Origin of the sequence: Francisella sp. Scap27 (assembly GCF_013394105.1) — a bacterium.
Taxonomy (GTDB): Bacteria; Pseudomonadota; Gammaproteobacteria; order Francisellales; family Francisellaceae; genus Francisella; species Francisella adeliensis.
Genome location: NZ_CP041326.1, coordinates 676,499 through 688,226 on the forward strand (window position 1 = coordinate 676,499; position 11,728 = coordinate 688,226).

Sequence of the window (11,728 nt, forward strand, 5' to 3'; positions counted from 1 at the left end):
ATATTTATATAGGTATTGAAATTTAATGATAACCTATTTTTTTCTAAAGACTATTTACGAATAAGCTTAACGAGCTTATATGCACCGATTACTTTCAAGAATTTAATAACTAGTGATTTAAAGCTATTGTCGTTCACCTGTTTTTCCAGAAAACTTATATACTCACTACACTCTTTTATCATAGCATTATCTTCTCTTTTAATTCGAGCAAAACTTTCTATAACCGTCTTATGATCCTTCTCTGAAAGTTCTTTCAAAACATCTGATAAAAAAGATTCTGAGCTACCTTTTATACTTTCACTAAAAGTATTTGCAAACGAGTAAAGAAATTTCTCTTTATATCCGTCACCAAAAATGTAGCTAAAGTCGACACAACCATGTAAAAACATAACTAGCTGAGCTTCTTGATCAGCTCCGCTCCATATCCCACCATCATTCATCCTATAAACAGACATTGTTTTATCAATATATCTTATAGGACCAAATTTTGAAAACACTAATAACATATAAACATCATTACGCTTTACAGATGAATATTTACTCAAATAATCATTGATTTGACATTTATTTTTTGAGTCATATCTGAAAACTAAAGATGTAGTGTGTAAATAAGCAGAATCTATAAAATCCTCAAAAACATAACTGTCTTTTTTATTAGCCGAACTCACAAACAGTTTATCCGTCAACTCTCCATTGACTAAAAATTTCGTATTATGACCACAACCCATATATTCTGAGTTTTGCTCCAAAAAATCTATTTGTTGTTGCAGCTTATTTATATCTGTCCAATAATCATCCCCTTCACAAAGAGCTACATATTTACCTTTAACCTCTGGAAGAATAAAGTCTCTAATAGGTAAAGCACCTTTTGAATATTGATTTTCTTTTTGATAAATTAACCTAATGATATTAGGGTATTGCTTTGCATAACTATTTAAAATTTCTGTAGTTTTATCTGTTGAGCAATCATCACTTATAATTATCTCAAATGGGAAGTTCGTTTCTTGAGACAAAAAACCATTTAAAGCATCCTCTATATATTTCTCTTGATTATATGCTGTACAGCAGATGCTCACTAACATATCTTTGCTTTGCCATTGCCCAATAATTTCTTGTTCTGTTCTCATACACATAAAGCCTTTATTTTTTCTTTCAGCTTATTTTCTAAGTAATATTTACCAAATTCTATATCTACCTTATGGTCTGATATAAATTTTTTCATAACTTCTAAATTTAAAGTATATTCATCAGTTTTTTTAATTAAATCAAAATTAGCTTTTTTATCTAGAAGCTTTTCAAACATCTGAACTATTTCACTTATTGCATATCTATGTGTGTTTGCAATATCGATAGTACTGCACCCTGCACCATACTCTAAATATGAAGTAACTAGCTTAACAACATCATTAATTTCTATTACATATCTGTACGCATTATCATAAACACTAAAATGCTTATTATCCTCTATCGCACCATATATATAATTGATGAGCGTCCCATGAGGTATAAGCTTTCCAAAAAGCTGTGGTATTCTAAAAATATAGTATTTATTTGAAAGTTGACGCACACAATCTTCCATCTTAGCCTTGTGTAGATAGTATTCATTTTTAGGGTAATCATTTGACGACAATGCACAGCTACTGAAATAAACAATTTTTTTATCTGTATTATTTTTCAAGGTCGCTAATAAGAGATCTTTTTCTCTTTTAAATTGAAAGGGATCAATACAGTTAGAGTTTGATACACCGCTAGCAAATATAACTACTTTATTATCATTATTATAACTAAAAAACGCCTTAGCTAGTTGACCATTACCAACTACCATGATGTTCCATTTTTATATACTGTTACATAATTATAGCCATTTTTTTCAACTAACGCAGGTGTTATTCTCTCTAATGCATGCATATAGCTGCCATCATAAGGAAGGGGTTCTTCTTGGATTACTATATCTTTATCCAATGAAAACATATCTTTGATAGCATCAACTCTAGCCCAAAACATATTGCCCAAAGGAAACAAAGGAGTCTCATCAATTTCAGATACTCCTAAAAGCTTACACAATTCATCAAGATACGGCTTATTATCACCCAAATCCATAAAGTGTCGATCCTCAGCAAAAACCAAACCTACTTTTTCGTTACTAAACAGATTTAGTACAGAACTTGCTACACCTTTGGTACCGACGAGATTATCCAATAAGTATTTTCTCCATCTATCTCCTAGACTATTTGCAACACCTACAGATTTTTTACTATGAAAATGTCCTATAAGATCATAGTTACCACCTAATATTGAGTCTTTAAGACCAAATATCATTGGGGCAACATCACGCCCAATATTTTCAACAGCAATAACTTCTATATTATTAGCACCACTGTCTTTAAATAACTCTTTTATACTCAAGGTATCTTCGTTATCCACAGTAGTAACATACAAATCATAACCAGCAGGTAGGTTTTTGAAATAATCATTAAACTCTTGAGCAAGATCAACATAATATAGATGAAGATGTATAGCAACTTTCCCTTCAAACTGACTATCATTATTAGTCGGAGTTATATGGCATTCATGTGTAGCATGTATATCTTTTTTTAGAGCTTCATAAAGAGGTACCTTATCATAAGAGTTATTTTCTAATACCCATTTGCAAGTTGAAAAACCAGCTGAAGGGTTCGGTGTTAACCTATATAAACCTTTACGCTGACTCAAAACATAATGATAAGGTGACTGAACATAACAAAACTCATAGTTATCTTCTAACTCTGAAAGCTTAATATATTCACGATCAAAATATTTTGAACTTTCAACATCACCTAAAATTTGCAAGTTTTCAATATTATATTTCTCGCACACCTCTACTTGCTCGATTATAAAATCTATATATTTATCAAAATCGAGATGCTTCTTGACTATTGCTGAATTAAGATTGTTGGTCTTAGCTGGTTTTTTCAAATATTCAGCAATTTCAAAACCTAATTGATGAGTATCTAAATAATCAACAATGATCGCTTCAGCATTATGCTTTTCTAAAAACTCAACTGATCCCGACGCTCTATCAAAGCAAGCTATAGGAACATCAGCCTCAAGAGCATCAACCACAACATTTGGAAAAGGATCCATTCTTGATGTCAAACAAAAAACATCTGCTATTGATAAGATGCCATCTAAGTTTTGTTGATGCCCTAAGAATACAAAATCATCCTCTAACCCTAAGGTTTTCACTTCTCTCTTTAATAAAAACGAAAATGAACAATCATAATCTTTAAGTCCATCGCCAACCCATACAAACTTACATTTACCATCATAGTAATTTTTTATATATCTCGAAAGATATATAAATAAATCCACCCCTTTTCTTATATGAACAGAACCTGCAGCAACTATTATTTTATAATCACCTTTATTAGAGAGACCTATCTTTTTTAATATTTGCTCAACAGTGTCTGGGCTTCCGTAAGTATTTGGAATAAATGACAGCTTACCTTGAGGCTGTACTACAATATTAGATGGTTCATTAAAGATCATCGCAGCTTTAGCTAATTGATCCATTATAGATTCTTTAATAATATTTGCAGGAACTATAACTCTATCTGCTTCAATTATTGTATCTAGCATTATCTTTGCAGACTCTACATACCCTGCAAACTCATGAATTAATGACAGAGTTGGTAACCTTAATTTACTAGCACTACTTAAAACCGAATAAGTCGTCACAGAATTACCAATAACTGCTTTTATAGATAAGTCATTACTTATTTCTTTCAAAATATTATGTGAAGTAGTTTTAGTGCTTTCACCTAACTCTTCAACAAGTAAGAAACAATCTTCTATAAACACATCATGGATATCAGATTTATCCATAACATAATTAATCACATTATACTTTTTATTCAGTAATCTTGCTATATTAAGCCCTAATAATGGTGCTCCAGTAGCCGATGATTGATGAGAAACTAATATTATAGTTTCTTTATTTTCATCAAACTCTTTTAAGCCAGCTATAAAACCTTGCCGAATTATTTCAGACTCACTTCTAGGTCTCATTTTACGATATATCTTACTAATAATTTCTCTTCTAGCACTTCCGATGGGAAACAATGATGCTAATTTCGTTTTACTCATTTACACTTCCTATCTGTAAATCTATTTTCACAATCTTCTTTATTCTTTTTTAAGTTAATCAACACAATATTCTACCTTAAAGAATATAAGTAAATAAAAAATGATTACCCTCACCTCAGAATAATTTTACTAGCAAATAACTTAATGGCTTTCATCATCATTCGAAACGGTCTCATTAACTTCCAACCCAAGGAATCATATATTTCATTAATTTCTGTTTTATAACTTTCCAAATCAGATTCATACACTAAAATCATTGAATTATACTTCTCTAATTGCACATTTAAACTATTTATTTCATGTGAAAGTTTTTTAATCTCATAAACAGCATCTTCAGGGAACAGTTTAAATAATTCAATCAATACATCACAATACAACTCATTTTTAATGAATAATTTTAACAATGCATGAAATCCAAGCTCTTTCTTTGCATAGATCAACTGTGTATTTAATGTTTCAACCGTTGCTTTAAGCATCTTTTCACTCTGATGCGAGGTGTTTGTGTTATGCCATCGATAAGCTGCTAAAGGCCTATCAATAAACTTATATTTACCATACCTTGATAAGTATAAATGTAAACCTAAATCCTCAAGTTGACAGTTCGTGGGATACCCTCCCATAAGATCAACTAAAATATTTTTTCTAATCATATAACCATTAGGAATATAATTACCACTAAGAAAACTTTCATATTTACCGAAATCATTAGAGGAAAAATCTACATCTTTTCTAAGCTGTCTAAGATAACTACCAAATGTTTTATAAGAGGCTTTTAACCTATCATATATTATTTTTTCATCACTTGTCCAATAACCAACAACCCCCCTGTTATCAACAATTTCATTATCACCAACAGCGAGTACATAATCATCATTTTCAGCTAGAAATGATACTAACACTTCGATATTATTTGGTTTTAAAATATCATCTGATGCTATAATATTTATAAACTCACCAGTAACATACTCTAAACCTATATTTAAAGTCTTGACAACCCCTTCATTTATTTTTTTATCTATAAATACAATGTTTTCAAATCTATAAGTAATTTCTGGGATTAGTGAATTTATACTCTGTAGTGTTGAGTCTTTAGACCCATCATCTACTATTATTAACTCAATTTTTTTATGAGTTTGATTAACTACCGAGTTTACACAGTCTAATATGTACTTTTCATGATTATACGATGGTATAATAACTGAAACCAATATATCATCGATATTCATTAATAACCTCTACTATTCTGGTAATATCATTCTCAGACAAATGCTGACCTATAGGCAAGCTTAAAACTTGCTTATGAATTTGCTCTGAAATAGGGTGATCTTGTTTGGATAATTCTCCATAAGCAGCTTGATTATGTGGTGCTATAGGGTAGTGAATAACAGTTTCAATACCATTTTTCAATAGATATCTCTGCAACTTATCACGATCTTCTGTTTTAATAACAAACACATGCCAAACATGGTTATCTTGCTTTCTAACCATTGGAAGTATTATTTTTTCATTTTTAATATTAGTTTGATAATGATTCGCGATACCTCTTCTAGCTTGAATATCATCTGGTAAATACGCGAGCTTTACTCTTAACATAGCTGCCTGAATTTCATCTAAACGGCTATTAGTCCCTTTATATAGATTTTTATATTTTTCATGACTACCATAATTTGCTAAAGCTCTAATAGTACCTGCTAAATCTTTATTGTTAGTGGTAACTGCTCCACCATCACCCAGAGCTCCTAAATTTTTACCAGGATAAAAACTAAATCCACTAGCATCACCAAGATTACCCGACCTCTTATCAGCAAAAAATGCCCCATGAGACTGGGCTGAGTCCTCTATAATCTTTAAACCATGTAATTTAGCTATAGTATTTACCATATTCATTTGACAAGTCTGGCCATACAAGTGTACAGGCATAATAGCTACTGTTTTATCAGTAATAGCAACCTCTATTTTAGAAGCATCTAACAAATAATCTTCTGGACTTGGTTCAACTAGTATCGGAACTAGATCATTAGCAGATATAGCTAATATACTAGCTATATATGTATTGGCTGGCACTATTATTTCATCACCAGTTTTAAATATGCCTAACTCTTTATATGCTCGTATAATAAGTATTAAAGCATCTAAGCCGTTTGCGACACCAACACAATATTTAGTACCACAATACTTTGCAAACTCTTGTTCAAAAGCTTCACATTCTTTTCCACGAATATACCACCCACTGTCTATAACTCTAGAACAAGCTTCTTTTAATTCTTTCTCATAGATACCATTTACTTTTTGTAAGTCTAAGAATTTAATCATTTGCAACACTCTCCTATGGCATGAATAGTTCGGCAGTACCATCAATAACAATTTTATTCTTCACAGTACATACCGTATTAAAAAAAACTCTTTTTCTCACAACATCTATATCTTTGACTGTTACTATAGCCGTAACGGTATCACCCAAATATACAGGTCTCTTAAAATTTAAGTTTTGCCCAACATAAACACATCCTTCCCCAGGTAGCTGAGTGCCAAAAAGAGATGAAAAAAAACTAGAACTTAAAAGTCCGTGAGCAATTCTTTTTTTATACCTAGAATTTTCTGCATATACCTCATCCATATGAACAGGATTTCTATCACCTGAAATACCCGCAAACTGTTTAACGTCTGTATCAGTTATAGTTTGTGAATATGATGCACTCATCCCCACTGATATCTCATCTATTTTATATAGCTTTTTCATTAAGCCTCCCTCCATGATTCAATAATATCTAAAGGATACCCTCTGTTAAAATGATTTATCCAAGGGTAAGCTGGCTTTCTACTGCCATCTTTTAATTTTATTTTTGATGCTGGGCAGATTTTTTTTGCTGGATTACCGCTATACAGCATCCCTTCTTCTGTTCTAATACCCAATAATGAGTTAGCCCCAATTAAACAGCCTTTAGCAATCTTAACGCCTGGTAAAATAACACTCATGGTTGAGATAACAGCAAAATCATCAACGGTTACACCAAGCAGTGTATTGCTTGGTGGGTGTGGATCATTTGTCAAAACAACATATGGAAATATCCAAATAAAACTACCTATTATAGATTTTTGCCCAATATGAACATTACTATGAAGTCTAACATAATCGCCTATTTGACAGTGTCCTTGAATATCTGAAAGTGTTCCTATCTGAAGGTTCTTCCCAGCTATAGTTTTTTCTCTAACGGTAACATTATGTCCCGTAGTTAAATTTTCTCCAAACTTAGACCCTTCATAGAAAATACTTTTAGAACGAATATGAGAATTGGGACCAATACTTAACATATCTCCATCGGACAATCCATTGCTAACACCTATTTCACAATTAGACTCTACAATAGTGTTATCAGATATTTCAACATTATCATAAATAATGCTAAAAGGGCCTATTGTAACATTTTTCCCTAGCTTTGCTTTTTCAGAAACTATAGCCGTTCTATGTATTAAATCAACCATTCTTAATTTCCCTCAAATAACCATCATAACATCTAATATAGTCACTCTCATCATAATATTCACTAGCTAACACCATTAACACACAATCATTAGAGAAATCAAACATTTCTCGCCACACTAATCCTGATATTAACAAGCCTTTATCAGGACTATCAAGCAATATATTCTCTCTAGATTTACCATCATCCACAAGAATTTTACAACTACCTGATACGCATACCAAAACTTGCTCTAGACTCGTGTGAGCATGAAAGCCTCTTCTTACATCAGACTTTGTATCAAAAATGTAATATACTCTTTTAACCTCAAAAGGAATATTCTTATTTTCTTCTAATGATACAAGAGAACCTCTTTGATCCCCGTAAACTTTAAATTTCAGTAACTTTGTCATCCAACTACCTTTTGGTGAGATTATATAGCACAGATTAAATACTATAATATTGATAATATAATGAATTACACCCTTCTCATAATCCTATTATAAAACTTACGCAATACTAACTTTATATGCATATACAAAGTTATTGACCTCTCATAGTCTAAAGACTCCTCTAACACTTTTATATAATTATTACATTCTTTAATAGTATTTGTATATTCATTTATATCAGTTTGCATGTCACTAATGGAGTCAAATAAAACTCTCAACATTTTCTCTACGTTATCAGTACTAAGATTTTCCACTAATAACTCTGAAAGCTTATCTACGCTCATATCATTACGCTTAATAGACTTCAAAATTATTCCATAAAAGTTCTGTTGATATTTATCAGCAAAAACATCTATAGCCTTGACACATAGCAACACATTAGCAAGCTCCTTATATTCTTTGCTTTTTGCACTCCACATTCCTTGACTATGAATCCTATACACAGACATCATTTCATTAATATATTTTATCGGACCAAAACTAGAAAACACCATTGAAAAATACCAATCACCACAAGCATGTTTAAAGTATTCATCAACTTGTTGTTTATATTTACCTTCATATCTATACACACAAGAGCTAGTATGGAAATAACACTCCGCCTTTGAGTAGTTCTCAAAAGTAAACACATCCTTTCCATAGGTGTTATGTGGAATTACCTCTGATGTTTCCTCAAACTCTTTAACTAGCTTAGTTGCATGAACACAGCCCATGAAGTTTGGGTTTTCCTCGAGAAAATCCACTTGCTTTTGCAGTTTCAAGGGATCTATCCAATAATCATCCCCCTCACATGTTGCGATATATTTGCCCTTTGATATTGGCATCATAATATCAACAAAAGGTGTTATTCCTTTATCATTTTGATTTTCTACTTGAAATATTGGTTTTATAATATTTGGATATTTCTCTTGATATTCAGAAATTATTTTGACCGTATCATCTGTAGAACAATCGTCATTTATAAGTACCTCAAAGGGAAAATCAGTTTCTTGCATTAAAAAACTATCAATTGATTGCCTAATATACTTCTCATGATTATAGGTAGCACAATACACACTTAGCAAAGGCTTATCACTACCCCACTCTTTTATGATCTCACACTCTGTCCTCATACCACAATATCCTTTCTCAATATTTAAACCAAAATTCACTTATCATCACATTATTTGTTTTCCACTTACTTATAATTTTGAACTCCTCCCTTTTATTTCTATTCATGGAAGCTCTCCTGCTCTAAAGCTGCTTTATCAACTTTACCATTAGCATTTCTAGGGAGTTTATTTTTTATAACTACAATATTAGGAATCATATAGCTGGGTAAAATGCTAAAAAGTTCATTCTTTATCTGAGACTCTGAAATGCTTTTTTGTGTCGATATAAAAGCAATAATTTTCCCATAGCTCACTCGCTCTCTGATATATAAGGCTGCTGACTGATTAACATAATCTAAACTATTTAAAGCAGACTCAATTTCTTCTAGTTCAATTCTATATCCCATATGCTTTATCTGATTATCGACACGTCCAGCAAACCACAATAATCCTCCTTTTTCATAAACTATATCACCAGTTTTATAAACAGTGTCTTTATATGTTGCTATTAAAGGATTTTGTACAAAGCTTTGCTCTGTTCTTTCTATATCATTGTAATATCCAGTAGCAACATTTGGTCCTAATAAACAAAGCTCCCCTTTTTCACCTCTACTGGTAATTTGCATATTTTCATCAACTATTAAATATTCAAAATTTGAATTAATTATGCCAAGTGGTGCTAAAGTATTCATATCTTCAAAATCTTTTTCTGTTATATCATGGGAAGAGCATATACAAGTTCCTTCTGTTGGACCATATACATTTATAATCCTGGCATGATCTCTATAAAGATTATAGAGCTTTTTCAGCTCTCCTTTGGGAAAACCTTCTCCACCAAACGTAAATACTCGTATACTCTTAAAACTATTTTCGTTTAAAACTCTCATTGTAAGTAGATAAACTAGCAATGAAGGTACGCTAAACCATATAGTACACTCATTTGCATCAATGAACTTAACAAGTTCAAGAGGTTTTTGAGTTAATTCCTTTTTTATTGGTACCAAACAAGCACCACCATATATAGCCGTATAAAAATCAAAAACTGAATTATCAAAATACATGGGACTAAGTTGAGCAAATCTATCTTTACTTGAAACACTATATCTTTTTATACTCCATTGCAAAAAGCTTAAGATATTACTATGAGAGATCGCAACTCCTTTTGGATTACCTGTACTTCCTGAAGTGAACATTATATACGCAATAGTATTTCCCGTAACTTTTGATGAAATATCAATGTTTTCACCACCGAAACCATTAAAAAGACTTCCATCACTAAGATCAGTAACATGCACATTCATATCATCAGCAATATTTTGTATTAATATTGAAGGAGGATGATCACTTACAAGTAATCGAGGCGAACAAGTCGTTAATATCTTTTCTAGTCTAAGGGGAGGAGTTTCTTCATCTATATTAGTATAAGCTGCACCTATTTTGAGACATGCCAGCATGCTTGCATATCCTTCAATTTCTTTTGTATTGAAAATTCCTACCACATCATGAGGCTTTACTCCTAAAGATAGGAAATAGTTGGCAATCCTGTTAGATAAACTATTTAACTCGTTATAACTTAGTTTTTCCCTTTCATAAATCAGTACAGTTTCTTCACTATTTTCATACACTATATCGTAAAAATAATCTGCCAAATTAAAATAAGCCATTACTCCTCCAAAACCGCATAGCCAAAGCCACTCTGCCCAAAACCATTTCCATTATAAAACATATACGTTCCATATGGCGTTTCTACAACATGAGGGTATGCCATCATTTTACTATCCCAACCTTCCTCACTTACATTAATACCGGCCCTCTCATCATCTCTATTCCAATTTTCAAGATCTTTAGACCATGCATAACCAATTCTATAAGCATCACTACCGTTTCTAAAATCTTCAACCCCTCTATAACAGAACCACATATGATAAATACCATTCTTATAAATGACCGATGGTCTGTGAGTTGCTTCAAAATGATTTTCGGATGTTGGAATAATTTGCTTACTATCTCTACACCAAGTTATTCCATCTTTTGAGGTAGCAGTTTTAATCACATAAAGTTCTTCATATTTATTGTTTTTCTTTATCCAACCTATACCTGATGCATAAAAAGCATGTAACATATTTTTAGCTTTCATTGCATAAAAACCTGTTGCTGAGTATAATTCAATCGGAGTCCTATCAAAAACAGGTCCTTCGAAAACTTTTTCAAATGTTTCTCCACTATCATAGCTTTCTGCTAAACCTGTCCAATTACTATAAGGGATTGACTCTCTTCTACTCCACCCTCCAATATACATACAAACTTTATCATCATACTTTACTATTGATTGTGGCATAACACCATGCTCATCATACATTCCATCATTACCAAGTTCAAAAACTGGCTTATCATGTATATATAATATCTTTTTTGGATCTTTTATGTCTAAATCCATGTAAGCTGTCATACTTACCCCCTGCTTTGGACGAGTAGCAAAATACACTCTTAGTCTGTCTTCTAAAACAAGTACTGTTGGAATTTGAGCATGGCTCTTAATAAAATCATTCCGTATATCATCTGCTTTAAATATTAAGCCTCTTTTTGTCCATTTCATACA

The 11,728-nt window shown here is 31.8% G+C and carries 11 protein-coding genes; all 11 read right to left on the bottom strand.

Features of this window, described 5'->3' with window-relative positions:
* Positions 1 to 50: 50 nt before the first annotated feature.
* The gene (locus FLM55_RS03260; protein ID WP_256868911.1) at positions 51 to 1,127 is read right to left on the bottom strand and encodes a glycosyltransferase; all 1,077 of its coding nucleotides are present in this window, start codon (positions 1,125 to 1,127) and stop codon (positions 51 to 53) included.
* Complete coding sequence (locus FLM55_RS03265) at positions 1,124 to 1,825, bottom strand: NAD(P)-dependent oxidoreductase (protein ID WP_178947993.1); 702 nt, start codon at positions 1,823 to 1,825, stop codon at positions 1,124 to 1,126. The genes FLM55_RS03260 and FLM55_RS03265 overlap by 4 nt, the downstream gene beginning before the upstream one ends.
* Entirely contained in the window at positions 1,819 to 4,125 is a 2,307-nt protein-coding gene (locus tag FLM55_RS03270; protein ID WP_178947995.1) for a rhamnan synthesis F family protein, read from the bottom strand. Before FLM55_RS03270 ends, FLM55_RS03265 begins: the two co-directional genes overlap by 7 nt.
* Before the next feature lie 110 nt (positions 4,126 to 4,235).
* Entirely contained in the window at positions 4,236 to 5,351 is a 1,116-nt protein-coding gene (locus tag FLM55_RS03275; RefSeq protein ID WP_178947996.1) for a glycosyltransferase family 2 protein, read from the bottom strand.
* The gene (locus FLM55_RS03280; protein ID WP_178947997.1) at positions 5,338 to 6,438 is read right to left on the bottom strand and encodes a DegT/DnrJ/EryC1/StrS aminotransferase family protein; all 1,101 of its coding nucleotides are present in this window, start codon (positions 6,436 to 6,438) and stop codon (positions 5,338 to 5,340) included. Before FLM55_RS03280 ends, FLM55_RS03275 begins: the two co-directional genes overlap by 14 nt.
* A 13-nt stretch (positions 6,439 to 6,451) precedes the next feature.
* Positions 6,452 to 6,865, bottom strand: coding sequence for a MaoC family dehydratase (locus FLM55_RS03285; protein WP_178947998.1), 414 nt, complete (start codon positions 6,863 to 6,865; stop codon positions 6,452 to 6,454).
* On the bottom strand, positions 6,865 to 7,608 hold the full coding sequence (locus FLM55_RS03290) for an N-acetyltransferase (protein ID WP_178947999.1): 744 nt from the start codon (positions 7,606 to 7,608) through the stop codon (positions 6,865 to 6,867). The genes FLM55_RS03285 and FLM55_RS03290 overlap by 1 nt, the downstream gene beginning before the upstream one ends.
* The gene (locus FLM55_RS03295) at positions 7,601 to 7,999 is read right to left on the bottom strand and encodes an FdtA/QdtA family cupin domain-containing protein (protein ID WP_178948001.1); all 399 of its coding nucleotides are present in this window, start codon (positions 7,997 to 7,999) and stop codon (positions 7,601 to 7,603) included. Before FLM55_RS03295 ends, FLM55_RS03290 begins: the two co-directional genes overlap by 8 nt.
* A 65-nt stretch (positions 8,000 to 8,064) precedes the next feature.
* Positions 8,065 to 9,189 (bottom strand): glycosyltransferase, encoded by a 1,125-nt coding sequence (locus FLM55_RS03300; RefSeq protein WP_178948003.1) that lies wholly within the window; start codon positions 9,187 to 9,189, stop codon positions 8,065 to 8,067.
* A 59-nt stretch (positions 9,190 to 9,248) separates the two neighbouring features.
* Complete coding sequence (locus FLM55_RS03305) at positions 9,249 to 10,793, bottom strand: amino acid adenylation domain-containing protein (protein WP_178948004.1); 1,545 nt, start codon at positions 10,791 to 10,793, stop codon at positions 9,249 to 9,251.
* On the bottom strand, positions 10,793 to 11,725 hold the full coding sequence (locus tag FLM55_RS03310) for a hypothetical protein (RefSeq protein ID WP_178948005.1): 933 nt from the start codon (positions 11,723 to 11,725) through the stop codon (positions 10,793 to 10,795). The genes FLM55_RS03305 and FLM55_RS03310 overlap by 1 nt, the downstream gene beginning before the upstream one ends.
* Positions 11,726 to 11,728 lie beyond the last annotated feature (3 nt).

Coding starts and splice junctions, on each gene's coding strand:
- FLM55_RS03290 (WP_178947999.1), bottom strand. CDS start 7,608: ATGGTTGATTTAATACATAGAACGGCTATAGTTTCTGAAAAAGCAAAG.
- FLM55_RS03305 (WP_178948004.1), bottom strand. CDS start 10,793: ATGGCTTATTTTAATTTGGCAGATTATTTTTACGATATAGTGTATGAA.
- FLM55_RS03310 (WP_178948005.1), bottom strand. CDS start 11,725: ATGAAATGGACAAAAAGAGGCTTAATATTTAAAGCAGATGATATACGG.
- FLM55_RS03265 (WP_178947993.1), bottom strand. CDS start 1,825: ATGGTAGTTGGTAATGGTCAACTAGCTAAGGCGTTTTTTAGTTATAAT.
- FLM55_RS03295 (WP_178948001.1), bottom strand. CDS start 7,999: ATGACAAAGTTACTGAAATTTAAAGTTTACGGGGATCAAAGAGGTTCT.
- FLM55_RS03275 (WP_178947996.1), bottom strand. CDS start 5,351: ATGAATATCGATGATATATTGGTTTCAGTTATTATACCATCGTATAAT.
- FLM55_RS03270 (WP_178947995.1), bottom strand. CDS start 4,125: ATGAGTAAAACGAAATTAGCATCATTGTTTCCCATCGGAAGTGCTAGA.
- FLM55_RS03280 (WP_178947997.1), bottom strand. CDS start 6,438: ATGATTAAATTCTTAGACTTACAAAAAGTAAATGGTATCTATGAGAAA.
- FLM55_RS03260 (WP_256868911.1), bottom strand. CDS start 1,127: ATGAGAACAGAACAAGAAATTATTGGGCAATGGCAAAGCAAAGATATG.
- FLM55_RS03285 (WP_178947998.1), bottom strand. CDS start 6,865: ATGAAAAAGCTATATAAAATAGATGAGATATCAGTGGGGATGAGTGCA.